The organism is Streptomyces sp. Z423-1 (assembly GCF_013009255.1).
In the GTDB taxonomy this organism is placed as follows: domain Bacteria; phylum Actinomycetota; class Actinomycetes; order Streptomycetales; family Streptomycetaceae; genus Streptomyces; species Streptomyces gossypiisoli.
Genome location: NZ_CP053109.1, coordinates 853,051 through 875,362 on the forward strand (window position 1 = coordinate 853,051; position 22,312 = coordinate 875,362).

General features: G+C 69.5%; 30 protein-coding genes. 2 read left to right on the plus strand and 28 right to left on the minus strand.

Going from position 1 to position 22,312, the window contains the following annotated elements:
- Nucleotides 1-107: 107 nt before the first annotated feature.
- From HJD23_RS03825 to HJD23_RS03840, 4 genes are all read right to left on the minus strand, one after another.
- Nucleotides 108-302, minus strand: a complete 195-nt coding sequence (locus tag HJD23_RS03825) for a hypothetical protein (RefSeq protein ID WP_171110650.1) — start codon at nucleotides 300-302, stop codon at nucleotides 108-110.
- Nucleotides 299-637, minus strand: a complete 339-nt coding sequence (locus HJD23_RS03830; RefSeq protein WP_240980623.1) for a hypothetical protein — start codon at nucleotides 635-637, stop codon at nucleotides 299-301. The genes HJD23_RS03825 and HJD23_RS03830 overlap by 4 nt, the downstream gene beginning before the upstream one ends.
- On the minus strand, nucleotides 634-873 hold the full coding sequence (locus tag HJD23_RS03835; protein ID WP_171110649.1) for a hypothetical protein: 240 nt from the start codon (nucleotides 871-873) through the stop codon (nucleotides 634-636). Before HJD23_RS03835 ends, HJD23_RS03830 begins: the two co-directional genes overlap by 4 nt.
- A 105-nt stretch (nucleotides 874-978) precedes the next feature.
- Nucleotides 979-2,274, minus strand: coding sequence for a helix-turn-helix transcriptional regulator (locus HJD23_RS03840; RefSeq protein ID WP_171110648.1), 1,296 nt, complete (start codon nucleotides 2,272-2,274; stop codon nucleotides 979-981).
- A 299-nt stretch (nucleotides 2,275-2,573) separates the two neighbouring features.
- Here HJD23_RS03840 and HJD23_RS03845 point away from each other — a divergent pair, with 299 nt between their 5' ends.
- Together HJD23_RS03845 and HJD23_RS03850 are read left to right on the plus strand one after the other, a co-directional pair.
- Complete coding sequence (locus HJD23_RS03845; RefSeq protein WP_171133982.1) at nucleotides 2,574-3,353, plus strand: OB-fold nucleic acid binding domain-containing protein; 780 nt, start codon at nucleotides 2,574-2,576, stop codon at nucleotides 3,351-3,353.
- Nucleotides 3,340-3,816 (plus strand): PIN domain-containing protein, encoded by a 477-nt coding sequence (locus HJD23_RS03850; protein WP_171110646.1) that lies wholly within the window; start codon nucleotides 3,340-3,342, stop codon nucleotides 3,814-3,816. The genes HJD23_RS03845 and HJD23_RS03850 overlap by 14 nt, the downstream gene beginning before the upstream one ends.
- 59 nt (nucleotides 3,817-3,875) lie before the next feature.
- On the opposite strand, the gene HJD23_RS03855 is transcribed toward HJD23_RS03850, so the two are convergent.
- The 24 genes from HJD23_RS03855 to HJD23_RS03970 form a co-directional block, all read right to left on the minus strand.
- Entirely contained in the window at nucleotides 3,876-4,130 is a 255-nt protein-coding gene (locus tag HJD23_RS03855) for a hypothetical protein (RefSeq protein ID WP_171110645.1), read from the minus strand.
- Nucleotides 4,127-4,483, minus strand: coding sequence for a hypothetical protein (locus HJD23_RS03860; protein WP_171110644.1), 357 nt, complete (start codon nucleotides 4,481-4,483; stop codon nucleotides 4,127-4,129). The genes HJD23_RS03855 and HJD23_RS03860 overlap by 4 nt, the downstream gene beginning before the upstream one ends.
- Nucleotides 4,484-4,495: 12 nt before the next feature.
- Nucleotides 4,496-5,608 (minus strand): peptidoglycan-binding protein, encoded by a 1,113-nt coding sequence (locus HJD23_RS03865; RefSeq protein ID WP_171110643.1) that lies wholly within the window; start codon nucleotides 5,606-5,608, stop codon nucleotides 4,496-4,498.
- Nucleotides 5,609-5,708: 100 nt separating this feature from the next.
- Nucleotides 5,709-5,960: a hypothetical protein gene (locus tag HJD23_RS03870; protein WP_171110642.1), complete on the minus strand. Its 252-nt coding sequence runs from the start codon at nucleotides 5,958-5,960 to the stop codon at nucleotides 5,709-5,711.
- 14 nt (nucleotides 5,961-5,974) lie between these two features.
- Nucleotides 5,975-6,514, minus strand: a complete 540-nt coding sequence (locus HJD23_RS03875) for a hypothetical protein (RefSeq protein ID WP_171110641.1) — start codon at nucleotides 6,512-6,514, stop codon at nucleotides 5,975-5,977.
- Nucleotides 6,515-6,526: 12 nt separating this feature from the next.
- A complete protein-coding gene (locus HJD23_RS03880; protein WP_171110640.1) occupies nucleotides 6,527-10,336 on the minus strand; it encodes a hypothetical protein in 3,810 nt (1,269 codons plus the stop codon).
- Between the two features lie 10 nt (nucleotides 10,337-10,346).
- Nucleotides 10,347-12,674, minus strand: coding sequence for a hypothetical protein (locus HJD23_RS03885; protein WP_171110639.1), 2,328 nt, complete (start codon nucleotides 12,672-12,674; stop codon nucleotides 10,347-10,349).
- Nucleotides 12,675-12,711: 37 nt separating this feature from the next.
- A complete protein-coding gene (locus tag HJD23_RS03890; RefSeq protein ID WP_171110638.1) occupies nucleotides 12,712-12,999 on the minus strand; it encodes a DUF5361 domain-containing protein in 288 nt (95 codons plus the stop codon).
- A gap of 71 nt (nucleotides 13,000-13,070) precedes the next feature.
- The gene (locus tag HJD23_RS03895) at nucleotides 13,071-13,376 is read right to left on the minus strand and encodes a hypothetical protein (protein WP_171110637.1); all 306 of its coding nucleotides are present in this window, start codon (nucleotides 13,374-13,376) and stop codon (nucleotides 13,071-13,073) included.
- Nucleotides 13,377-13,472: 96 nt separating this feature from the next.
- The gene (locus tag HJD23_RS03900; RefSeq protein ID WP_171110636.1) at nucleotides 13,473-14,033 is read right to left on the minus strand and encodes a phage tail protein; all 561 of its coding nucleotides are present in this window, start codon (nucleotides 14,031-14,033) and stop codon (nucleotides 13,473-13,475) included.
- 66 nt (nucleotides 14,034-14,099) lie between these two features.
- Nucleotides 14,100-14,495, minus strand: coding sequence for a hypothetical protein (locus HJD23_RS03905; RefSeq protein ID WP_171110635.1), 396 nt, complete (start codon nucleotides 14,493-14,495; stop codon nucleotides 14,100-14,102).
- Nucleotides 14,495-14,698, minus strand: a complete 204-nt coding sequence (locus HJD23_RS03910) for a hypothetical protein (protein WP_171110634.1) — start codon at nucleotides 14,696-14,698, stop codon at nucleotides 14,495-14,497. The genes HJD23_RS03905 and HJD23_RS03910 overlap by 1 nt, the downstream gene beginning before the upstream one ends.
- Entirely contained in the window at nucleotides 14,682-14,978 is a 297-nt protein-coding gene (locus tag HJD23_RS03915) for a hypothetical protein (RefSeq protein WP_171110633.1), read from the minus strand. Before HJD23_RS03915 ends, HJD23_RS03910 begins: the two co-directional genes overlap by 17 nt.
- 12 nt (nucleotides 14,979-14,990) lie before the next feature.
- Nucleotides 14,991-15,374 (minus strand): hypothetical protein, encoded by a 384-nt coding sequence (locus tag HJD23_RS03920; protein WP_171110632.1) that lies wholly within the window; start codon nucleotides 15,372-15,374, stop codon nucleotides 14,991-14,993.
- Nucleotides 15,371-15,547, minus strand: a complete 177-nt coding sequence (locus HJD23_RS03925; protein WP_171110631.1) for a hypothetical protein — start codon at nucleotides 15,545-15,547, stop codon at nucleotides 15,371-15,373. The genes HJD23_RS03920 and HJD23_RS03925 overlap by 4 nt, the downstream gene beginning before the upstream one ends.
- Nucleotides 15,548-15,604: 57 nt before the next feature.
- Entirely contained in the window at nucleotides 15,605-16,246 is a 642-nt protein-coding gene (locus tag HJD23_RS03930; RefSeq protein WP_171110630.1) for a hypothetical protein, read from the minus strand.
- Nucleotides 16,224-17,204, minus strand: a complete 981-nt coding sequence (locus HJD23_RS03935; protein ID WP_171110629.1) for a glycosyltransferase family 4 protein — start codon at nucleotides 17,202-17,204, stop codon at nucleotides 16,224-16,226. Before HJD23_RS03935 ends, HJD23_RS03930 begins: the two co-directional genes overlap by 23 nt.
- Complete coding sequence (locus tag HJD23_RS03940) at nucleotides 17,201-17,704, minus strand: class I SAM-dependent methyltransferase (protein ID WP_171110628.1); 504 nt, start codon at nucleotides 17,702-17,704, stop codon at nucleotides 17,201-17,203. The genes HJD23_RS03935 and HJD23_RS03940 overlap by 4 nt, the downstream gene beginning before the upstream one ends.
- Nucleotides 17,705-17,706: 2 nt before the next feature.
- Nucleotides 17,707-17,958 (minus strand): hypothetical protein, encoded by a 252-nt coding sequence (locus HJD23_RS03945; protein WP_171110627.1) that lies wholly within the window; start codon nucleotides 17,956-17,958, stop codon nucleotides 17,707-17,709.
- 11 nt (nucleotides 17,959-17,969) lie between these two features.
- Entirely contained in the window at nucleotides 17,970-19,490 is a 1,521-nt protein-coding gene (locus HJD23_RS03950) for a hypothetical protein (RefSeq protein WP_171107100.1), read from the minus strand.
- A gap of 63 nt (nucleotides 19,491-19,553) precedes the next feature.
- Nucleotides 19,554-20,525, minus strand: coding sequence for a phage major capsid protein (locus tag HJD23_RS03955; protein WP_171110626.1), 972 nt, complete (start codon nucleotides 20,523-20,525; stop codon nucleotides 19,554-19,556).
- Nucleotides 20,526-20,602: 77 nt separating this feature from the next.
- The gene (locus HJD23_RS03960; protein WP_171110625.1) at nucleotides 20,603-21,172 is read right to left on the minus strand and encodes a DUF4355 domain-containing protein; all 570 of its coding nucleotides are present in this window, start codon (nucleotides 21,170-21,172) and stop codon (nucleotides 20,603-20,605) included.
- A 105-nt stretch (nucleotides 21,173-21,277) separates the two neighbouring features.
- Nucleotides 21,278-21,592: a hypothetical protein gene (locus tag HJD23_RS03965; protein ID WP_171110624.1), complete on the minus strand. Its 315-nt coding sequence runs from the start codon at nucleotides 21,590-21,592 to the stop codon at nucleotides 21,278-21,280.
- Nucleotides 21,593-21,597: 5 nt separating this feature from the next.
- Nucleotides 21,598-22,311, minus strand: coding sequence for a hypothetical protein (locus HJD23_RS03970; RefSeq protein ID WP_171110623.1), 714 nt, complete (start codon nucleotides 22,309-22,311; stop codon nucleotides 21,598-21,600).
- Nucleotide 22,312 lies beyond the last annotated feature (1 nt).

A 22,312-nucleotide genomic window follows, 5' to 3' on the forward strand; every position in this document is an offset into this window, starting at 1 on the left:
CCGCTTGTGGACGACGATGTTCGGCGCGGCCGCCGAGGGCGCGTGCACTGGCACCTCTTGGTACGGCTCGCCGGGCTCAATCGGGTCAGTGCAGTGGTCGCACAGCATCAGCGTTGTTCCTCCCGGCAGACGCGCCGCCAGGCCCAGTACAGGTTCTCGGCGGTGTCGCAGGGCCGGTGTACGGGCGTGTCGCCGTGCCAGTCGGGCTTGCAGCAGGGGGAGGTGATGGAGTGCTCGGCGAGCGCGAGGTACGCGATTTCTGCCGGGGTGTGTTCGCTGGTCTGGGGAGCGGTGTTGGTCACGGCCGTCCCTCCAAGGCGAGGCGGCGCAGGGCGCGCGCGGTGTCGCAGAGGGCGGCGTCGTCGACGCACTGCTCGCAGCTGTCCGCGTGGCGGGGCCGCTCTTCGTCTGCCGCGGTGCGGACGCAGAGGGCGCAGGCTCGGGGGAATGTGCTGTAGTGGCCGTCGAGGCGTCGGTGTCTGCGCTGGCCGAGGTCGACGGCTGTAGCGGTGGTGATGGACGTCTCGCACCACACGCATGCGGTGCCTCGCACCTGCTGCTCGGTGAGGCCGTCGAGGCTGGGAAGCGGCAGCAGCGCGACCACGCTGGTCGGGCTCTCCTGCGTTGCGCTGCTCACCGGACGGCCTCCAGGCCGCGCGGTGCCGGCATCTGAGCCACGAAGCCGAGCGCCTCGGCGAGCTGCGTGAAGAGCCGCTGTGCCTCGGCGCGGGCCAGCACCAGGTCGGCGTGGCCGCGCAGCTCGTCGACGGCGTACAGCGCGACGGGTACGCGGACCTCGCCGGTTACCTTGACGGTGGTGATCGGCTCGTGACGACGGACGGACGCATGCAGGCGGGCAGGCAGTAACTCCATGTCGAGCCCCGTTCGGTAGGTGACTGAGCGCGAAGCGTCACCGTAGGGGCCCCGACAAGAGAGAAGGGGGACAGATTGTCCCCCTGTCCCAGACTGTCCCCCTCGTCAGTTGACGGCCACGCCCACCTTCTCGGCGAGCTGCCCTGCCTCCCTGCGCATAGCGCGCGGGGCCGTCCTCCACAGCTCGGCAGCGACATGCCGGGCGGACGGCGTGTAGGACACGGTCTCGGCGCCGATCTCGTGGGCCATCTGCATCACCTTCAGGGCGGCCGTGCTCTCACCCCGCTGCAGATGGCCGCGGGCCACCTCGACCCACAGCCGGGCGCGGCGCTCGATCGAGGGCATGGTGTCCGGGTCGACGTCGTCGGCGAGCCCGATCGCCTTCCTGGCCTGGCGCAGGTCCGTCGCCACCGAGATCTCGTGAAAGTCCACGTTGGCCCGCCCGAACACAGTCGACGGGTGCACGTAGCTGGCGGGCAGCGACTTCGCGACCTGGTCGCCGTTGCCCCAGTACCGCCACGCGTCACCCTCGCGGCCATCACGGGCGGCGGTCACTGCGGCGTGCAGCTGCAGCGCGCCATAGATGCCACGCCAGTCGTCGGGCGCGCTGTCGAGGTGAGGCCTGATCAGGTCGGCTGCCTCGTTCACGACACGCAAGGCCTCTTCGGGGTAGGCCGTTTCCCGCAAGATGTTGCCCATATTCCAGGCGGCCGCGGCGATGGCGGCGGGCTGGTCGGCGTCCTGAGCGGCGGTCAGCGCACGGTCGGCCACGACCCAGGCGAGTTCGGCCGGCGCCACGTAGGCAGTGGCTTGGCCGGTGAGCCGGTAGACGTCGGACAGGGCGACGAGGGCGGCGCGCCGATCGGCGCCGTCAAGGGCACGCACGGCCGCCTCGGCGTCCCGGATCAGGTCGGGTAGGAGCGCGCCGACTTCGGTTCGGTTGTGCTGGGAGGTGTGCCACAGGTTCCAGCTCTGGTCGACGCGGCCTTGGAGGATCGCCGGGTCGAACGGGCGGGGTGCCTTGGGTGCCATGGTGCGCTGCATGACGGCTGCCCAGATGGCGGGCATGCCTGGGTGGTTGAGCCGTCCGAGGGGCACGGTCGCGGCGGGGCCGTCGTCGTTGCCGGTGATGACGGACAGGTCGTGGACTTGGAGGGCGGCGGCCAGGCGCAGGAGCAGCTCGTGGTTCCTCAGCTCCCGCTCACCGGTCTCGATCTTCTTGAGCCAGTCGGGGCCGCGGCCGCACAGTTGCGCGAGGGTGGGCCTCGACATGCCGCGTGACTCGCGCAGCACCTTGATTCGATCGCCAACGCTGAGGTCTGATGACAGGTCCACGCGTACCCCCTCGGGTGCCGGTGCCGGTGAGGCCAGCGTACGGCGGGCGTCAATGCCCCAGGACATGACGAAAGGCCCCCTCCCGCCCGCGAGGGCAGTGGGGGCAAACCGTTCCTGCACTGGCCGATAGCCAGCCACGGGCTGTCGTACCTGGGGTGGCCTGTCGGCAAGGTGCCGCCCCCGGTACCGTGCCACTCCTCGGGGTGAATAGCGGTGCGGTCTGGGGGAGGATGGCCATGGACGACGGCATAGTGGCGCATCACGAACGACATAGGTCGAGGGGAGGCAGCCTCGTGGGATCCGAACTCGACGTAACGCTCCGTGGCCCCCACGCTGGCATGGACGCGGCCGCCACCCTCAAAGCAATGGAAGCCCTGCTGCTCCTGCTCAAAGAGCTGGAGACCACAGAGACTCAGCGTTCTCCACGACCTCACCCGTCGTCTACGGCCGTACGGCGTCCTGCACACACGCGATGGACGTTCACCCAGCTGGGCCTGGGCAGCACACGCGCGGCTCTTGCGCCGCTGCTCGTGCCTGACGATTCCAGTTATGAGCAAGTGGACCGAGTCCTCTACCAGACCGTCGAGGGCTTCGCCGCGGCCGAGGACCGGCCAGAGATCCCCGCGGACTGGACAGTGCAGGCCGCACAGTTCGGGAAGGCAGTGGCTCGCACCCTGGGGGCTTCCCGCGACGTGGGGATGCACCTGGCGCTGCGCGTCAACGGGGACGTGGTCGCTGAAGCCGAAGTGACGGAGCGGGCCCGCCGGCATCTCCAGGACGCGGTCAGGGCTCGCTACATCACACTGGGTTCGCGCCGTGGTCACCTTGGAGGCCTTTCGGACGCGAAGGGGAAGCTGAGGGCCGTGCTGTGGTCGGAAGTAGGACATGAGCGGATCCCGCTCATCTGCGAAAAGGACCAGCGTGAGCTGCTGCGCCAGGCCTGGGGGCATGACCGGGTCGAGGTCACAGGACGGATCACGGAGAACGCGCAGGGACAGGTGGTAAGCATCAGGGTGGACGACATCGAGCTGCTGCCCACCGATCCTTCGCTATCACCGGACGACCTGCACGGAGGGTTCTGGCCGGACATGACAGGCGGCCTCGGGGCTCTTGATCACCTGGCGGTGATCCGTGGCGAGGCCTGACCGTCCACAGCGCGTCTACCTCGATGCGTGCTGCTACATAGACTGGGCCGAAGGCAAGCACAGCTCCGCTGCCAGCGAGACCTGGCTTCTCGCTGCGCGGAAGGGGCAGGTGCAGATCATCGCCTCAACTGCGATGTTCGCCGAGGCCCGCGGTACGGGAAACAACGGTCACCAGGACCTGGCCGGGGAACAGAGGATCCGACAGCTACTGCAGGAACCATATGTGACCCTGGTCGACGTCACCCGCCGTATCGGCCTTCGCGCACGCGCGATCAGCATCGAACGACCGCGCATCAAGGGAATGGACGCCCTCCACCTCGCCACCGCCATCCACACGGAGTGCGAGGTGTTCCTCAGCCGGAACTTCCGGGACTTCAGTTCGGGTGAGCAATACCAAGGGGTCTGGCTGGAAGAGCCCTACGAGTTCGGGGGCGACGGGCTCTTCCCCGTGCCTTCAGCCTGATCGTTAACGGAAAGAAAGCCCCTCGTACGGCCGTTGGGCCGTACGAGGGGCTTTGTGGATCAGCGTCCGGTGATCTCATACAGGGTCAGCCCCAGCGCAGCGAGACTGATCACAGCAGCCACGGACGGCAGCGGCCACCGCGACCGCTCCAGCGTGTCCAGGCGCTGCTCGTGGTCGTCGAGCTTCTTGTCCGTCTGGTCACCACGCTGCACCAGGAGAGCCAGTTGCCCGGCCTGCTGGGCGAACCCCACCTCCATCGTGCGCCGCAGCTCAGACAGTTCGAGGGCGACGTCGTGGGATTCCGGCGGCGTCATCTGCGGTCCTCGTCGACGCCGAGGACACGCCGCATCGCCGCCAGGTCCTCGCGCATCGCGTCCATATCGAGCTTCAACTTCACCGGCAGCACGGGCGGCTGCTCGTACGCGGGCGGCCGCGCCCACCCCAGCAGCAGCCCGGCAGCCAGCTGCAGCGGCCGCCACGCCATCCGCTCGGCGAGTTCCTCGAGCCCGCGGAACACCGCGTAGTACACCGCGCCCAGCACGATGGTCACGGCGGCCGCGGCGGCGTCGCTGTCGATGGGGATGCCGAGCCAGCCGGTGACGCCGAAGACCAGGGCGACGCCCCAGGGCACCACGGTGCGCATGAAGGAAATGAACAGGTTCTGCATGATGGTGCCCTTTCAGGAGAGCAGGAGGCGCCAGGTGAGTGGCCCGGGGTAGCCGTCCGGGTCACCCGCGAGGGCGGGGGTGGCGCGCTGGAAGTCGGCGACGTTCCTGCGCGTGTGCTCGGTGAAGCGGGGCCCGGGCTGGTAGCCGTCACCGTCGTGGTGCCGGGCGTAGCCCTTCTTGATCAGGCCGCGGTCCAGGACGGTGACGGCCGGGTTGGTGCGGCCGAGCACGAACGCGCTGCGGCCCGGGAACGGCGGCACCACGGCCGTCGGCTTCTTGCCGGGCAGACGGCCGAGCAGCTGGTGCAGGCTCACCTCACCCGGGACACCGTCGGCATCCTCGTGCGGCGCCGTCCCCTCGTACCCCAACGACAGCTGAAAGTCGCTGTAGTTGAGGGTGTCGGCGTCCGACCAGGTCGGGCCCGGGCCCACCTTGTAGTGACGACCGAACCCCTTCCCGACAAGAGTGTGGCCGACCTCGGTGACGTGCTCGCCGCGCGCCCCGTACCCGTACTCCAGCCCGTTGATCCGCACCCGGTACCGGGCGACCGAAGCACCCCCGCCGGCCGGAACCTCACCGCTGCTCCCGCCCTGCGGACTCGTGCCGTCCGGCCGCTGTGCGCCGGCCTGCACCCACGCATACAGCGGATCCCCCGGGCACTCCGTCGCCTTACCGTCGCGGTGGCCGAGCACCCGCTTCCCCGCGCTGCCCGCGCTGCGCAGCCACTGGATCGCGTCGACCAGGCCGTCGAGCATCTCGTCCGGCGGCTGCACCAGACCGGAGGCGCCGAGCATCGCGCACACCGCGTAGTCGTCGGCGTTGAGCTGGGAGTTGCCGTTGGCGCCGGTCTTGCGGTGCGGGCCGCGGCCCTCGAACACGGTCCCGTGCGGGCAGACCACGGCGTTGTAGGCGATGTCGGAGTAGTTCTCCGTCGGGTGGTTGAGGTGGCTCGCCTGGATATCCCGCATGCGGCCGGCGCAGGTGCCGTGCGCGCTGGCGGCCGCGAGGGACTTGGGCACGTAGGTGCCCTCGTAGTGCACCTTCACACCGAGGGTGCTGGCGATGTAGGCGAGGTCGTAGCGTGGTGGTCGGGCGCCCCACGCGGAGCGCGTCACCAGCTTCATTGGGTCCTCCTGCAGGGCATGAAGAACGCCCCGGCCAGACAGGCACGGGGCGTGCGGACGGGCTGGGGCAGTGGGGATGCTGCGCCTACTGCTTGGTCTCTCAGCTGATCGGCTTAACGCCCCTGGCCCCGACGTATCCGCCGGACACGGTGACCCCCGGGAACGAAGTCTCCAGGGAGGCCTTCATGGCTGCCAGGCCTGCCACGACGGCATCGGCGACCTCGCTCGGGTACTCCCCTGGCAGAGCTTCTACTTGGAAGGACACCTCGATCCGGGGGGAGTACGTTTCGTCCAGAACGGACATCGACCCACCGATCTCGGTGGGCGTGTAACCATCGGTGAACTGCGACATGATCGATGCTCCTTCTAAGCGGGCCCGGCGTAGATGACCGACATGTAGGGACGGAAGCTGCCTGTGGCCGTGTTCAGCGGTGCGGGGTCGGGATTCGCGAAGTTGTGCGCGGGCACCAGCTGGATGTAGTTGCCCGCGGACAGCAGAATTGGCATCGTCCGTGCTTCCACGGTCAGCGGGCTAGCGGCGATGGCGGTGGTGGTGTACGTCCTGGCTCGCCCGTACGCCTGCAGCGCGCCGTTGAGGTACCAGACGCCCTCGCGGACGGTGCCGCCCGCGGCGCCGTTGAAGCTGACGGCGCCCTCCAGCACGTACCAACCACTCATCGGCGCGGTCCACCGTGAGGGCTGCCCGGCAGACCAGCCGCCGAGCAGGTCCAGGCCGATGCCTTCCCACACGAGCGCGTTGGCGACGGAGTCCGACCCGGAGGGGATGGACTGGCTGGTGTCCCTCGTCGCCATGAACACGGTCCTGCCGACCAGAGCCGAGCTGTTGGCCCGCTCCTCGGTGATTTCCATTCCGGGCTGCCAGCCCGGGAACTCGATGAAAGTCACAGTGCCCCCTTCCTACAGTGCGATGACGGCGGGTCGGTCAACGCGCACCTCGGTGCCGACCGCGTGCGCCTTGACGACGCCGTTACGGGAGCGCTCCACGGTCATCAGCTGCGGCGTCGGGATCCGGAAATCGTCGTACCGCAACTGCGGATTGGTGTTCGTGTTGGTGGAGAACGCCGACCCGGCGACACCCACCTGCCCCGAGCTGATGGGGTCGGTGGTGATGGTCTGGTCGGCGTGCCACTCGCCGGGCTCGACCCGGCCGTCCGGCCACGCTCGCATCTGTACCCGGTGCCCGGTGAGACGGGCGCGCAGCCAGAACCACTGTCCGGCGCTGTAGGGGTAGGGGATGGCTGGGGTGGTGCCGATGGTGGTGGTGCCTCGGGTGACCGACACGGCCATGGTCCCGGACGTCCCGAAGTGCAGCCGGGCCCGGTAGAAGTTCAACGGGTCGGTGTAGCGCAGCAGGATCGCCGGGAGCAGAGCGGCGCCGGTGGCGACCTGGTCGACGCTGACCCTCGTCAGCACCTCGCAGTCGGCAATGTTGCCGACGATCCGCTCGAAGCGGACGGTGTCGCGGTTCGCGGCCAGCGTGAGCACGCCAGCCGAGCCGTTGACCGACCGGTCCGAGGCGACGCCGCCCGCATCCACCCAGGACAGCCCGCTGCTGGCGGTGCCCCACCCGTTCGCGACGGTGCGGGTGAAGGTGTCCCACGCGACGGGCTCGCACTTCTGCAGGCGGGCGACCTCCCCTCCGAACCGGATGTCGAGCGGGAAGTCCTGCGGGTAGGTGGGCGCCACGCCGGCCGAGGTGATCCACGGCACGGGGTTCTTCCCGACGCCCCGCGCGGGGGTGTGCACGAGCAGTTGCGTCGCGGTATCCGTTGACGCCAGAGCGAGCGTGGACGCGCCGGGGTTGGCGTCCACGCGGCTCGGCGCCGGCATCGTGAACACGAGGTCGTCGATGTAGACGGCGTCCTCACCGGCCGCCGCCGAGTTGTCCTTGGCGTACCGGAAGGTGACCGCGCTCTTGCCGGTGACGTCGATGGTGGTCTGCGTCCACGGCGTGATGCCCTGCGCCCGCAGCACCTGCACCCCGTCGACCAGGACCAGCAGACGGTCACCCTCAAACCCGGGCCCGGCCTCCTCGCTGCTCGTCCAGTACCAGAACGTCAACGCCGTCGCGCCGGTGGGCACCGTCACGATGGCATCGCTGGTCTGGTTGTTGCCGATCGCGCCCGACCGCAGCGACCACGACGCCGAGTTGTAGTGCGCCTGCGACCGGAACCACGGCAGGTTCCCGCCAGCGGTGATCGGGAACGCGTAGGTGGAGTCGCTGAAGTCCTCGGCGAGCGCGACCGCGCCGACGGTCCATGGGCCGCCGGGCGAGCAGTTGGCCTGCACGGTCCACCGGGTGGGTGAGATCGTCTCGCTGTAGCCCTGCAGGAGCAGGTCGACAGTGTCCCTGGGGTGCTGCGGCGGCAGGTTGACCACGTGCAGGCGGTCGCCGTAGTCGAGCTCCAGCCAGTCGGTGATGAGCTGCGGGGCGATGGACAGTTCTGTGGAGACGGACGGGTAGCGCATGCCGGGCCAGGTGCCCAGGTGCAGACGCCACCCGGCGAGAGCGGGCAGCTGGTCGTCGCTGAAGGCGTTGACCGTGACCGAGGCCTTGTACTGGCGGCGCCGCATGACGGAGGCCTCGTCGACCGCGGTCGCTGAGGAGCCGCCCTCTCGCGAGACAGTGATGTAGTTGCGCAGCCGCTGATCGTCCAGGACCGGCGCGAACGGGTTGGTGATCTCGTTCTGTGCGGCGTCCAGGACCAGGCGCGGCGTCTGGTTGTAGAGGCTGGCCCGGGTGCGGTAGGCGAGCCCGTAGGAGGCTCGTTGTTCGCCGAGGAGGCCTCCGTCGACGGCCGCGCATTCGGCGAGCAGATCCGTGAGGGTGGCGGGACGTTGCGGGCCCATTGCCTGGGTGGTGGTGGCGTCGCCGGTGAGGACGAACGGGATGCCTTCCTCCTGGCACAGGCGGATCATGCGATCGGCTGCGTTCTCGCCGTTGAACGCCATGTCAGCCGCGTTGAACGGGGCATCGGTCTCGGTGTCGAACACGGCCAGGTGGCCGAAACGCAGGCCTTCCAGGCCGCTGCCGAAGGCGGAGCTCACCTGCGTGGCGTAGCCGGCGCTGCCGGCGATGGTCGCGATAGCTGCGAAGCCGCTGCCACCGATGACGATCCACCGGGCGACGTATGTGACGTTGCCACCGTCGGGCACCGCTTTGATCTGAAGCCGGTTCCACGCGCCGGTGAACTGCGGCGCAAGGGTCGAGCTCAAGAACAGCTCGTTGTCGTTGGCGTCGAAGCCCTGCAGGGTGACGTTGTCGGTTGCGACGCGCACCCGCACACGGCGGCCGGTGCCGGTGGCCCGTACCTCGAACAGGGTCGTCAGGGAGGCGGGCATCGCCTCCAGGAAGTACACGAGTTCGACCTGCCATACGCCTGGCGTCGCGGGGGGCACGTTCGCGGCGAACGATGCGGTGGCGGCGATGGACGGCAGCGGTGAGGAGCCGGGCAGCGTGTCGTCGGCGGCGAAGTCGAAGCCGGTGGGCGTGAAGGCCGCCACGCCTTCGATGGGGCTGGAGATGCTGGTGGCGTTGCGGCCCTCTTCCTGGGGCCAGTACGCCACCGGGTTGAAGCTCGGGATGCGACGTCGGAGGGTGGACTGCAGCGGTTCCTCGCCCTGTCCGAGGCGGCGCAGGATGCCGGATGCGGTGATGGTGACCTGTGACTCGCCCTCGTACTCCAGCTCGCCGTTGGCGTCGGTGCGGGACAGGTCGCCGTAGGGCCACACGGGTTCCCAGCTGTCGATGTGGCCGATGAACCGGCGCTGCCACTCGGTGATCTCCGCTCCATTGGCCAGGGTCCATTGCAGGCCGGTGGAGTCGGTGAAGGTGGTTGCGCCGACGGTCTGGGCGGTGAAGTCGACGTCCGCGACGAGGGTGCCGTCGATGCCGTTACGCAGCTGCATCGCGTAGTAGTTCCCGACGGGGCTGTCGAAGCCGAGGATCTGGATGTCCCCGGCGGTCAGCGGGGCCGTGCTGTTGAACACGGACGTCGTACCGGAGCCGGTGACAGGGTCGCCGAGCTGGGTCCAGTTTTCCGCGTCGATGGTGGGTGCGGTGTAGAAGGTGAGGGTGTGGCCACCGGTCCCGTTGTCGACGTCGAGGGTGACGCGGAGCGCGAGCCGTCCGGTCGACGGCGCAGAGGGCTGGGCGGTGGCGCCCACCTGCAGGACGGATACCCCGTCGGTGCTCCACCGGAAGATGGGCGTGCCGTCGGATCCCAGGACCAGGAGCCAGGACCGCTGGTCGCCGCTGATGGCGTACTTGCCGCACAGCTCCAGCAGCGATCCCGGGCGTGCCTGCCAGGTGTCGAGCGCGCAGTCCAGCCGCACGTCCAGATCGCCTGTCACATCCACCTGAGCGGCATCGGGAGTGGTGGCACGGCTGGTGGAGAACTCCAGCCGCATGTACGGCTGGCTGGCGCCGATGGAGTACTCCAGTGGGACGCCCTGGTCGACGTTCGGGTAGTAGTCGCTGAGCGCGTTGTCGGGGGTGTAGTTGCCGTGCGGGTTGTCCAGCACCAGGCTGATGCTGGTGGGAGACGGCTCGCCCCCCTCGTTGGCCTGCCCGCGGGTGATGGTGACCTGCTGGGCGTTCACGTCGGCGGTGATGTCCGTCCACGGCCAAGTGGACGGAGCGGCTTCGGCGTCCGCGCCGAACGCTGCGCGCACCCGGATCGGCATACGGTCCTCGGGGAACGCCACGTGTGCCTCCTTATCGCGCGGGCTTGAAGAACTTCTCGGCGCTGCCGCCGGCCTCGGTGCGGATGGCGTAGCGCAGCCACTCGGCCAGGGCGCGCGGCAGGTTGCCGGCATCGATCACGACGGTCGGGGCGGCGGCCGCCGCAGCCCGCGAGACGGCGCCCGCACCGGCAGGCAGCACCGAGGTGGCGGCGGCCGCCGTCTGCGCGGCCATGGCCCGCACGTCACCCATGTTCGACTCCCAGCCCTTGACGATGCCGGACGGGATGTAACGGCCGACTTCCTTGGCCATCACCCGGGACGGCGAGAAGATCCCGAAGCCGGACTTGACTCCGTCGACGATGCCGCTGACGAAGCTCTTCGCCTTGCTGTAGATCCAGCCGCCCATGGACTTGATGCCGTTCCACAGGCCGCGCACCACGTCCTGCCCCTTGCTGTACAGCAGCCTGTTGAGGTTGCCGACGGCCCGGGCCACGCGTCCGGGCAGGCCGCGCACCCAGCCGATGAAGGACGTGACCTTGGCGGCGGCGGCGTTGCGCATGGACTGGAACGCGGATGATGCGCGGGAGTGCAGCACGCTGGCCATGGCGCCGATCGCGGAACCGATGCGCCGGGGCAGCCCGGTCAGCCACGACACGAGCTCCAGCGCTTTGCGGACGGCGAGGTTCTTCATGCTGGTGAACCAGCCGCTCACCCAGCCGGGGATTTTCCCGAGCAGTTTCACGGCGGCGAGCATGAACCCGACAGCGCCCTTGATCTTCTGCCAGACCCAGTCCCACGCCTGCTGCGTCCACCGCTTGACGGTGTCCCAGTTCGCGATGATCAGCGCGACGAGGCCGACGATGGCGGCGATGACCCAGCCGATGGGGCCCATGGCGATCAGCCACTGCGCGGCCATGATCGCCGCCCAGATCACGGCGCGTGCGGCCATCAGCGCGAACTGTGCCACCGCCACCAGCGCGGTACGGATGATCTGCGCTGCGAACGTCGCCATGGACCGCAGTGCGGCCCCGGCCCACGCCGCGGCGGTACGGGCCGCTGACGCGATCGCCGCGCCAGCGATGCGCGCGTAGGCCATCAGGCCCACGCCCATCATCCGCATCCAGCCAGCGATGGCCGTGTAGGTGGAGCTCGCCATGATCCGGTTGGCTGTGGCCACGATCGCGGCGCCCGTGCTGTAGGCCATCATCCCGACCTTGACCGCGAGTAGCGTGGTGGCGATCGCCGTCAGCACCGGGGTGGGGGTGTTGTTGATGACGGTGGCGAATGCGTTGGCCAGGGTCGCGGTCACGCCGAGGACGGGCGCCAGGGCGACAAGCACGTTGCCCGCCGCGGTGGCCACGTTCAGCAGCGCGTCGCCGCCCTCGCGGGCCAGTTCCAGGAACTGGGCGAAGCCTTGGCTGTCCTTGAGCCCGGTGGCCCACTGGGCGAACGCGCCGGTCATCCCGACCAGGGCGCCGGTCACCCCGGCGGATGCGGGCAGGAAGGCCTGCAGCAGCCCACCGAATCCGGTGGCCAGGTTCTTGATGACGGTCAGGAAGTCGCGCAGCGCAGGGCCCGCGGCGGCCGACATGTCCGCCGCCCACTGTTTGAACCCGGCGGACTTCACGCCGGCGGCGACCTCGTCGAGGAAACCCCCGAACGCAGAGGCGGCGGCCTTCACGAACGGTGTCAGCTGCGGCAACAAGGACCGGGCGAGCTCGATGCCCTTGGTGAAGACGGGCATCGTGTCCTTGGCCAGCTCGTTCGACCATTCCTCGTGGTCGGACTTCAGGCCGTCCAGGGCCTTGGCGAACTCCCGCGTCGGCGCGGGCAGCGCGGCCAGCTGCTGCTCGTAGGCGGCGTCCGCGTCAGCTGCAGCCCTGGTCGCCGCTTCTGCCTCGCGCAGCGCGGCCTCGTACTCGTCGCCGCCTTTCGCGGCGAGCTTCTGCGCCGCGGCCGTCTTGAGGGCGGCCTTCTCGTGCGCGGCCTCCGCCTTCTCCGCAGCCTGCGAGGCCTCGGTGACGGCCTCCAGCTGCGGCGTGACCGCGAGCTGGAAGGCCTTCCCGGCGATCCCCGCGGCAGCGAACCCGGCTGCCAGGCCCATCACCGCGGTGGTGACCGCGGCCACCACAGGCAGCCCGGCGGACAGGCCACCGATCGTGGTGGCCAGGGAACGCAGCGAGCCCCGCGCCTCGTCCGCGCCGTCGCCGATGCCGTCGGCCAGGTCGTCGCCGATCTGCGCGCCAACGCGGACGCCGATGCCGTCGAGTTCACCGTCGAGCAGCCGCTGCACCTCCGCCCCGAAACCCCTGAGGCTGGGCAGGAGGCGCACGAATGCGGAACCGATCTCCTCGGCCATAGGGAGCGTCACCCCCTTCGGCTGTGGAGTTGTCGGTCTATGCGCCGCCGGTGGCGGCGGCCTCTGCGCGGGCCGGCCCGAAGCGGGCGAGCAGCTCTTGCACTTCACGCGGCGAGCGGTCGGTGCGGCCCGTACGCAGCCCCGGCTTCTGCGCCAGCGGGGAGATGGGCTTGGGCCTGTTGCGGCCCTTGGTGCCGTCCTTGCTGCGCTGCCAGTTCGCAACACGCAGCTCGTCGACGGCCAGGAACAGCAGGTGTTCCAGGCGGCTGTAGCCGTCGCCGCCGGCGAGCCGGCCGGTGACGCTGGTGGGGTCGTTGCACAGCACCTCGTACAGGGCGCCGATCCGGCCGACCTCAAGCGTGTTGAGGTCGGGGTCGGCGCCCCGGAGGATCAGGTCTAGCGCGAGCGCCTCTTGCGCCCGGGCGTCCTCGAGGACGGCGAGGCCGCTTTTCCCGGCCGTCCGCCGTGAACGGCCCAGGCCTGCGCGAGCTGCATTCGCGCTGCCAGCGGCATCGCCTCGATCGCGTCCAGCGCGTCCTCGTCGGCGATCTCTTCCATGACGGATTCGTCACCGCCCTGCAGCCGGTTCATCTGCTCGCCGGTCAGTGTGTTGATGTTGGGCAGCTCGTAGCGCTGGCCGTCCATGCCGATGAACGGGAATGGCTCGCGGGACGGTACGACCTTGCGGGCGTCGAACACCATGCGCGGATCTCCTTACATGCGTGCGCGGACCTGAGGTTGAAGCCCCGGAGGCACTCCGCGCGAGATGCCCCCGGGGCCGTCTTCGGGCTGCGGCCGTCAGGAGATGTCGATTCCCCACGCAGCGGAGTTGGAGAACTTCGTCATGAGGTTGCCGTCGTCGTCCGGGTAGGCGGTGACGGTCACCGGGTAGCCGATGGGCTCGCCGTTCTGGTACATGACCTCACCGCGTTCGGTGAGCTCGGCGTTGCCGACATAGATGCGGATCAGGTCGGTGCCGTCGAGGACGTTCAGCACGAACGCCCGCGGGTCGCTGGTCGGCGGCTTGACGTCGATCTTCCACTCGCCGCCGTTCGCCTCCACCTGCGAGCCCGGGTAGAAGAATTCCAGGTTGGATCCGCGGGTCTGGATGAGGGTGCACGCCAGAGTGAGCGTGGATTCCGTGCGGGCGGCACGGACGGTGACGGCGTTCTGCCACGCGACGATGTTGTCGGTGGAGTCGTCCCAGTTCTCCGTCACGCCGTCCTCGGACACGTACCCGTGCCCCTTGAACGCCGGGTCCAGGGGGTCGCTGGCGTTGGTGGGGGCAGCCGTTCCGCGGGGGGCGCTCAGCAGCTCCCCGCTGATCGCCACCCGGACTTCGTCGGCAACGAGTGCCATGGTGATCTCCTCACTGTGGGCATGGAAGGTCACCCGGGCGCGCGGAACACCGGGGGAACAGAAATGTCAGGGGGCCGGTACGACGGCGTCGTTCGCGCGTACCAGCAGCGAGTAGGTGGCCCAGGCGACGGGCGAGTTGGTCACGGGGTCGTCGTCCAGGCGCGGGCCGAGGAACTCCTCCACCCGGTAGCAGGCGAGACCGCCGAGCAGGCTGGTGCCGGCCAGCTTCCAGATGTTCGTGCGCGCGGCGAGCGCGAGCTCCATGGCGCCGGCGTCGGTGGCGTCCCAGGCTTTGACGTCGATGCGGGCCGCATCCCGCACGGGCACCGTCGCCACGCCGCCGACGCGGCGCACCTGCAGCAGCCTGACGGGCCGCGGGTCGGGGACCCGTGCGACGACCTTGACCGGGTTGTGCAGCGGCGTCAGGTAGGCGATGAGGGCCTCGTTGACGTTGGGAAACATCAGAGCTTCTCGACTTCGATGGGGCCCGTGATCGTGTGCAGGGGCACCCACAGCCAGCGCCCGGGCGCGGTCTTGAGGATCAGGCAGTTCTCCTCCACCCGCGGCTTGTCGAGGCTGTCCTTCCAGCCGCTGGAGCCGGAGAACTTCGGCCACCGCACCCGGAAGCCGGCTTCGAGCGGGGCCGGGTCAGAAGCGTGCTGCATCGGTGGCACCTCCCAGAATCCGCTGGTCCCGCTCGATACGCAGCGCGGCGGGGTGGATCACGATCACGGTGGCGAACACACGCCCAGATCCCTCCGCGGTGTCGGCGACCACACGGATTGGGGAGCGGGTCCAGATGTCCGAGGTGGCGTTCTCGAACGCCGGTGCGGCTACCGCCTTGATGGCCCCTGCCCTGGTCTGCAGGTGGCGGCGTACTCCGTCCGATTTCAGGAGGGCCTTGGCTCCGCGGGAGTTCATGCGGAACCGCACGTTGGACGCCATCACCATCACCTCTCAGCCGTCGACGATTTTCAACGTGAGCTCCTGGTGGTGCGGGCTCGTGGTGCCGCCGGCTGCCATGGCGAGCGGGTTGTAGAACGGGCCCGGCTGACCGTCGAGCTCGAACACCACGGGCCCGGAGGGGGAGTTCCATTCGATGCGGGCACGGCGGTTGATAGGGCTGTGGTTGGTGACCATCAGCCAGCGTTCCTGCAGCGGATCGGCGCCGTCGGCCGTGACCTGCGTGCGCTGCCGCTGCTCCAGCCACGCCTGCACCTGCGTGCGCGTCGCGGAGGCGCCGTAGTCGTAGACGGTGTCGTTGTAGCCGTCCGTCGACACGGCGGGGTCGACGATCGTCACGGTGTGCGGCAGCAGCCTGCCCGGAACAGCGGTGCTCATGCCGTCCCCCTCGCTTCACGACCATCAAGCGAGCTGTGGACCAGCGCCCAGTTCATGCCGTGGTCGTTGGCCTCCACCGGATGGACTCGCGGTCCGCAGACACAGTCCGGTTCTGCCGTGCTGGTGTCGTGCTCGATCAGGTCGTCGACAGGCACTATGTGCACGGTGCTCATGGTCACCGCCTCTTCGGCGCGGCGCGGCTGATCTTCCGGGTCATGACCACCTCCCCATCAGCGCGCCCTGGTCTGGATCGTGGTGGCCGTGCGCCGGTAGCGCTTGAGCGCGTCCCGGTCGCCCGGCGTCAGCTGTACGCTCGCGCCGGCCGATCCGCTGCCCTGTTGCAGCTGGTAGTTGTAGGTGCCGATCCGCTCGGACACCATGCCGGGCGTCATCGATGGCGAGAGCAGGGTGCGCAGCACGATCGCGCAGACGATCGCGACGACGTCGGCCGGGCTGGTGGCGTAGCCGTGGTCGTAGGTGAGGCGGTAGGTGTCCACCGCGCCCCAGCCGTCCGTCCAGCTCTCGGGCAGCGACAGGAACCATGAGCTGTCGGGGGGCCAGATGTCGACCTTGTCGATCCCGTCGAACGTCCACGCCCCGGCGGGCAGGACGATGTCGGGGATGGCGGTTGAGCCGCCGACGGCGACGACCTGGGTGACCTGCTGCACCGGCCGTTGCGGAAGCCGTACGACGGTGCCGACCGGCCGCAGCGTGATTACGTCGCCCACGGTGAGGGTGAAGTCCTGGCCGGTGTAGGCGCGTACGAGGGCGGAGGCGTCGTCCAGGAGCGCAGCTACCCGCGCGGCCTCCTCTGGTGTGAGGGGGCGGCCGAGCCGGGCCTCAAGGTCCTCAACGGTGGCGAGGGGATCCATGGGCTGCCACCTCCTCCACGGCGCGCACCCACGCCTGCAGTTCGGGCGCCGGGTGGAGTTCGGCGCTGCGGCTGCGTGCCCGCTCGGAGGCCGCCGTCCACGCCACCGGGTCCTCCAGCAACTGGCGCAGCTTGCGCTCCCAGCCGTCCACATCGGCGCGGTCGACGAACACGCCGGCGTGGCCGAGGGATTCACGCAGCCCGGGGGTGGGGTTGGCGATGACCGGGATACCGGACGCGAGGGCCTCGACACCGACCATGCCGTAGGACTCGTAGAGCGACGGCATGAGCAGCACGCGGGTGCGCGACCACACATGGCGGCGCATGTCGGTGGTCTGGCGGATGATCTCGACGTTCGGCCGCTTCATCTTGATCTGTTCGCCGTGGCCACCGGTCACACCCAGGAACCGGGTCTTGGGCATGCGTCGCGCCAGCTCGTACAGCACGGATGCGCCCTTGTGCTCGTTGAGGTTGACCAGCGTCACCAACGTGCCCGGGGCGGTGGCGTGGTCCGCCGGCCGCACCGGCGGATGCACCACCACCCAGGACGGCACGCGGTCGGCGTAGCGGTCCGCGATCCACTGCGTGTTGAAGACGGTCAAGTCCGGGCGCTTGGAGAGCAGCTGGAGGTTGATGTCGAAGTCGTTGTGCATGAGGAACACCGACTTCGCCCCGATGGACGGCGCGAGGTCGATGGCGAGCGCGGCGTTGTCGTGGTGGGTGACGACCACGTCCGGGCGCTCGCCGCGCACGGTCAGCGCGGCAGCTGTGGGGCCCTGACGTGACAGGCCGCGGATGCGTCCCCACCGCCAGTGCTGCGGCGCCTGCGGGGTGTGCGTGGTCACCACCACCACGTCGTGACCCCGTTCGGCAAGCGCCTCCAGCAGGGTGTGCAGCATCGTCTCTGACCCGGCCATGCGGAACGGGACGGCGAAGTGCACCAGGGCAACGATCTTCACCGGGACCACCACCACCTTCCCAGTACGTCACCTCGGAACGCGTCGCAGCGGTCCATGAGTTCGTCCATCTCCTCCCACGACCAGTGGTACAAATGCGCCTCGTGCGGGTTGCCGTGCACGGCTCCCTGCTCGATGTGCACGATCGGTACGGACACCATGAGGTGGTCCGCGCGCTGCTTCAGATCGGCGAGCAGCCTGCGCCCATCCGGCTCGGGCAGATGTTCGACTACGTCCCCGAGCAGCGCTGTGTAGCCGCTGTCCGGGAAGGCGAAGTCGCGGACGTCGCCCACGTGGACCTGGTCGTACTTCGCGGTCAGGTCGAACTCGTCGACGTAGGGCTCCCAGATCTCGACGCACTCCCAGCGGGCACCCGGGGTGTACGGGCGCATGAGCATGGAGTAGATGCCCTCGCCGGGGCCGACGTCGATCACCAGGCTGGGGCGCGTGGCGGCGAGCCGCTCGGCCACCCAGCCGCGGCCCTCATGGTGCGAGACGGGCATCTCTACGACAGCATCTCTACGAGTGCTGCCTTCGACATGCCCTCAGCGGCGTCACGATCCATCCCGCGGGCTGTGCCGTACTCGACCCACGCTGCCTTCGCCGCGCGCACGGCAGGCCGCTCCGGCTCCCCCGCCGGGGGTGCCATGCGGCGCGCGACCGACAGCACCGCGTGGCAGCCCGCGCAGCGGCCACACCCCTGGCGGGTGTGGCACAGCGACAGCAGCGTCTGCTGTGCGGCAGGAACGAGGTCCATGTCCCCTCCCCTCAGGATGCCGTCAGGAGCTTGTGGGCGACCACGTGTGACCCGGCGTGGACTGTGATGGCGACGCTGTCCGGGCTTACGAAGTTGAGTACGAGAGGCCCGGGCGTTCCGTCTGCGGGGTTGGAGTGGACATGCGATGTGAGACGGATGAGGCGCTTGACCGTGTCGGCGCGGAAAGTCAGGTCCGCTTCGGAAGCGGAAACTACCGGCGATCCCCCGCTTGAGCCTGTAGCGGGTCCGAACCCTGAAGTCTGCGCTGTGATCGCTGCCTGGTCAGCGAGCGAGAAGGTCACGTTCCCAGGGGTGTCGGCGGATACGAACAAGTACCAGTCGACCGTCCAGTCCTCGGCGTTCGCGTCTGAGGGAGTTGGGCCGATGAGCGCGGCGATCGGTGTTGAAGGGCTGTTGTTGCCCGCATCGAGCGTCTCGTAACCGGTCTCAACATCAGGGAGTGCTTGAGCGTGGTTGTTGATCGCCCTGGTCACGCCATGCGGCGTCATCCATTTGTCGTCAGCAGTGCCGGTATCGGTGTCGGCATCAGTCGCCTTGGACGTCAGCAAGACGCGGCCGTCGAGGGCCTGCTGAAGGTCTGTCTGGGAGCTGAGTGTTCCGGTGATGTCGCCCCACGCTGCGCCGCCCCCCGCACCCGCGACGGCCGTATCCACATACGCCTTGGTCGCAGCGTCCGTGTCGGCCTGCGGAGCAGCGGTGGAGACCTGGCCGCCGAACTGCCGCATGACCAGCGTGTCGCCGAGGACGTCCTGGTCGTAGCCGACCATGCCGATCGTGTTGGTCGACAGGGTGGTGCCGAGCACCACGCCAGCGATCAGCGGACCAGGGGTGGTGAGCTTCGTGTCCAGCGCCGCCTGCGTCGCCGTGCTGATCGGCTTGTCGGCGTCGCTGGTGTTGTCGACGTTGCCGAGGCCGACGTCGCCCTTCACCAGCTCGACCGCGCCTGTCTTGCCGTTGACGCTGATGACCCCGGTGGCGGCCTCGAACTTCTGCCACTCGGCGCCCTCGTAGACGACGAGGTCGCCCACATCGAACGTGATCGCGCCGCCACCGAGATCCTGCGTCCCCGCGACGTGCACCCGGTACATGTCGCCCGCGGTGCCGGTGCCGTTGACCAGCGTCGGCGTGTTCGTCGAGGCGTCCCAGTTGCCGTGGTAGTTCAGCCCCGAGATCGGCATCTGGGAGAGCTTGATCAGCCCGGAGCCGTCCAGCAGCGGCACGCCCCCGGCCTGATCGGTCGTGACCGACAAGGTCACATTGTCACCGGAGGGGGTGGCGACCAGCGGCGCGTCCGCGGACACCTGCTCGGCGGCCGTGCCGCCCAGTTCGGTGACCGGGACCGCCACACCACCGGCCACCTGATACAGCGCCGTACGCCCCACGAGCTCGCCGTCCGCCGTACGGATCGGACCACTCACCTCATCACCCGCCAAAGGAACGGCCGGATCACCATCGGTATACGGGACCGCCCGGCCGACCAGGTCCCCGCCGCTGTCACGTACCGGCGCCACGACTCCTCCTCCTCACCGCGCCACGCGGGGCCAGCCACGAGCGGCCAGCCCCGCGTGCCGTCGTCAGCTGGTGGCCGGAACGACCGCGGCCCACGGGAACTTCGCCGGCGCCGCCGCGGACGCGGGCGAGTTGTCGCCGGACTGGTCCGCCTGCGGGCCGAGCCGGGTCGCGGGGTTCGCGCGCGCCCAGGCGACGCGGAACACCGCCCGCCAGATGGTGGCGTCCTGCTGCATCGCGTTGAACACGATGTTGCCGCCGGAGTCGCCGATGACGCCGGACTCGTGCCGGGTGAACGTGATGTCCTGCCGGATACCGACGATGGACTTCGACCAGTCACCGTGGATGATCAGCGCCTCGGTGTCGTCCCAGGCACCGTTCATGACCTCCAGGATCGGCCGCCCGTACAGGCCGGTACGGATCGGTCCGGCCAGGTCCTGCTGGTAGATCGGGGAGCCGTCGGCATCCCGCATCCCGATCAGCCGCCACTGGAAGCCGGGCTCGGCAGCCCACCCGGTGGTGTTGAAACCGCGCTGCTTCAGAATGCGCGCGGACAGCGCCACGTCCGCGGCGATGTCATCGGTGGTGCCCTCCGTCACCGTCTGCCCTGCCGCCTGAACCGACGGCAGGATCGCCGTCTGCCAGGTCGGCGGCGTGCCGACGCCGAACAGAGCCGCCTGGTCCAGGCGCCGCCCCATGGCCTCGACGATCTGCGGCCGCGCCTCCTCCCACACGGGGAAGGAGTTGTCGTCCATGTAGGCGTGAGGGATCGCCACCAGCGCGGCGAGCTCCTCCACGATCAGGTTGACGCCCTTCCACTGGGCGAGCGCCTCCTGCTTGAGGTTCGTGAAGTCGTTGCCGGAGTTGCCGACCCAGTAGGCGTCCGCGAGGACGGCGGTGGCGGGGATCCGCTGCTGCCGCGTCGACATACGCCGCTGCATCGACAGGCCCATCACCGCCGAGGTGTGGGCCATCTCCTTGATGACTTCCTGGGACCACTCGATGGGGAGCAGATCCGGGTCACTGTTCAGGGGCATAGCCCCCTCCTTCCATGCGAAAACCCCGCACTCGGGCGGGGCTCAGGTCACAAAAGGCCGGGGGCTGCCCGGCCGGTTCAGTTGGTGCGGGGGGCTCTCTGCCGCATCCACTCGTTCATGTCCGCCGGCGCACTGCCGTCGGACGGCACAGCCCCGGGGAGCAGCTGCTCCACCGGCGTCCGCGCAGCAGGCTGCTGCGGCTGCGCGGGAGCGAAGGCCGCGAGGAGCGCGTCGGCGTCCGCCGCGATCTCCTCCTCACTCGTGCCCTGCAGCCGCGCCGCCTGCGCCGGCGTAAGACCCTTGGTGCCGGCGACCTTGTGCCGCAGCAGCTGTACCTCCAGCTCCTGGGCGCGCTGCTCGGCGGCCGCGCGTGCCTGCGTCTCCTGCTCGGCGCGCTCGGTCAGCCGCTGCTGCTCGGTCTTCTGCGCGTTCTCGATCTCGGCCAGGCGCTGGGCCTGGGACTTGAGGTCGTTGTAGTCGCTGTACTTGGCCCGTTCGCGGGCCAGCCGTTCCGCCACGATGCGGTCGACGGCGTCCTGGTCGAAGGTCTTGGCCGCAGGCTCGCCCCCCGCCGGGGGGTTGTTCTGCGTCTCCGCCGGGTTAGGGACACCCTCCGGCTGCCCCGCCGGCTCAACAGCTGTACTCATGCGTTTCTCCATCCCGACCAATCAGCGCTGGTCGTCCACGCGTCACCGGCCTCTTCAGCGCGGGCCGTCCACGCACCGTGCCCGGGGTTCGGGCACGGACATCTCTCACCTGCCCTCGCGGGCGTCCTCCAGGTGGGCCCGCAGATGCGCCTCCACACCGGCCCGGTCAGCGGCCGGGATGTCGGCCTGCGACAGCCGGGCCAGCCCGTTACGGACCGCGTCGAGGTTCGCCGCAGTGTCGGTGCCCGGCTCGTGGTGCGGGAACTTGTAGCTGCTCTTCAGGTCCGGATCACCGTCCGCGGACCGCCATGCGCTCATGTAGCGCAGCACGCGCGCCTCGTTCGGCGCCGCGGCCATCGCGCCCGGGCCGTCCCACGGTTCCTGAACCGTGGCCGTGTGATGCACGGGAATCGCCGGCATCCCTCTCAACCTCCTGTCTGAGTCTGCCGGTTGTTCCAGAACCGGCGCCACGCGTCGACCGACGCCTGCCCCTGTGTCTGTTCAGTGACCTGCTGCCACTGCTCGTACAGGCGCCGCACCTCCGGCGGTTCCGGCTCCCTGCGGTACAAGGGCTCGGGGAAGCAGCCGTCGTGGTCGTGTGCCTGGAAGTCCACCGTGGTCTGGGAGTACACGGCGCCGCGGCTGATCAGCATGGCGCAGAACGCACACGGATCCCCGTCCGAAACCCGGCGCCACCCGGCGTACTCGCGGCGCTCACCGACGGTGCGGGTCACCGTCTCGCGGGCACCGGCGAGGACCAGGCGCTGCCCGGCCCCCGACAAGGTGGTGGCCATCACCCGCCGCGCGCCCTCTTCGCTGCCTGTGCGCGTGATGTGCCGCTTGAAAGCGACGGGACCGGTGACGAGCAGGGCGGTGGCGATCTGCTCCTCGGGCACTTCGGCCTCGACGGGTTCGACCTGTACGCCCTCGATGCGGGCGTGCTCGATGAGGTACTGGCGCCCGAGCCGGGCGAGTGCGGAGGAGCCGGTGAGGATCTCCTGCTGGATGCGGGGGCTGATGCGTTCCCACCATCCGTCAATGTTGTCGGCGTCCGCGCGCAGCGCCGCCGTCTGCAGACGGCGTGCCAGCAGCATCGCGACGCGCATCACCTGCTGCTGGAACTGGCGCGTGAGCGCCATG

What these genes read in the sequence shown, in the direction of transcription:
- HJD23_RS03920 (WP_171110632.1), bottom strand. Translation starts at nt 15,374, where the DNA reads ATGAGCACCGCTGTTCCGGGCAGGCTGCTGCCGCACACCGTGACGATC.
- HJD23_RS03915 (WP_171110633.1), bottom strand. Translation starts at nt 14,978, where the DNA reads ATGGCGTCCAACGTGCGGTTCCGCATGAACTCCCGCGGAGCCAAGGCC.
- HJD23_RS03965 (WP_171110624.1), bottom strand. Translation starts at nt 21,592, where the DNA reads ATGCCGGCGATTCCCGTGCATCACACGGCCACGGTTCAGGAACCGTGG.
- HJD23_RS03845 (WP_171133982.1), top strand. Translation starts at nt 2,574, where the DNA reads ATGGAAGCCCTGCTGCTCCTGCTCAAAGAGCTGGAGACCACAGAGACT.
- HJD23_RS03855 (WP_171110645.1), bottom strand. Translation starts at nt 4,130, where the DNA reads ATGACGCCGCCGGAATCCCACGACGTCGCCCTCGAACTGTCTGAGCTG.
- HJD23_RS03905 (WP_171110635.1), bottom strand. Translation starts at nt 14,495, where the DNA reads ATGTTTCCCAACGTCAACGAGGCCCTCATCGCCTACCTGACGCCGCTG.
- HJD23_RS03945 (WP_171110627.1), bottom strand. Translation starts at nt 17,958, where the DNA reads ATGGACCTCGTTCCTGCCGCACAGCAGACGCTGCTGTCGCTGTGCCAC.
- HJD23_RS03960 (WP_171110625.1), bottom strand. Translation starts at nt 21,172, where the DNA reads ATGAGTACAGCTGTTGAGCCGGCGGGGCAGCCGGAGGGTGTCCCTAAC.
- HJD23_RS03885 (WP_171110639.1), bottom strand. Translation starts at nt 12,674, where the DNA reads ATGGCCGAGGAGATCGGTTCCGCATTCGTGCGCCTCCTGCCCAGCCTC.
- HJD23_RS03930 (WP_171110630.1), bottom strand. Translation starts at nt 16,246, where the DNA reads ATGGATCCCCTCGCCACCGTTGAGGACCTTGAGGCCCGGCTCGGCCGC.
- HJD23_RS03940 (WP_171110628.1), bottom strand. Translation starts at nt 17,704, where the DNA reads ATGCCCGTCTCGCACCATGAGGGCCGCGGCTGGGTGGCCGAGCGGCTC.
- HJD23_RS03835 (WP_171110649.1), bottom strand. Translation starts at nt 873, where the DNA reads ATGGAGTTACTGCCTGCCCGCCTGCATGCGTCCGTCCGTCGTCACGAG.
- HJD23_RS03840 (WP_171110648.1), bottom strand. Translation starts at nt 2,274, where the DNA reads ATGTCCTGGGGCATTGACGCCCGCCGTACGCTGGCCTCACCGGCACCG.
- HJD23_RS03895 (WP_171110637.1), bottom strand. Translation starts at nt 13,376, where the DNA reads ATGGTGTTCGACGCCCGCAAGGTCGTACCGTCCCGCGAGCCATTCCCG.
- HJD23_RS03910 (WP_171110634.1), bottom strand. Translation starts at nt 14,698, where the DNA reads ATGCAGCACGCTTCTGACCCGGCCCCGCTCGAAGCCGGCTTCCGGGTG.
- HJD23_RS03925 (WP_171110631.1), bottom strand. Translation starts at nt 15,547, where the DNA reads ATGAGCACCGTGCACATAGTGCCTGTCGACGACCTGATCGAGCACGAC.
- HJD23_RS03860 (WP_171110644.1), bottom strand. Translation starts at nt 4,483, where the DNA reads ATGCAGAACCTGTTCATTTCCTTCATGCGCACCGTGGTGCCCTGGGGC.
- HJD23_RS03870 (WP_171110642.1), bottom strand. Translation starts at nt 5,960, where the DNA reads ATGTCGCAGTTCACCGATGGTTACACGCCCACCGAGATCGGTGGGTCG.
- HJD23_RS03865 (WP_171110643.1), bottom strand. Translation starts at nt 5,608, where the DNA reads ATGAAGCTGGTGACGCGCTCCGCGTGGGGCGCCCGACCACCACGCTAC.
- HJD23_RS03970 (WP_171110623.1), bottom strand. Translation starts at nt 22,311, where the DNA reads ATGGCGCTCACGCGCCAGTTCCAGCAGCAGGTGATGCGCGTCGCGATG.
- HJD23_RS03955 (WP_171110626.1), bottom strand. Translation starts at nt 20,525, where the DNA reads ATGCCCCTGAACAGTGACCCGGATCTGCTCCCCATCGAGTGGTCCCAG.
- HJD23_RS03900 (WP_171110636.1), bottom strand. Translation starts at nt 14,033, where the DNA reads ATGGCACTCGTTGCCGACGAAGTCCGGGTGGCGATCAGCGGGGAGCTG.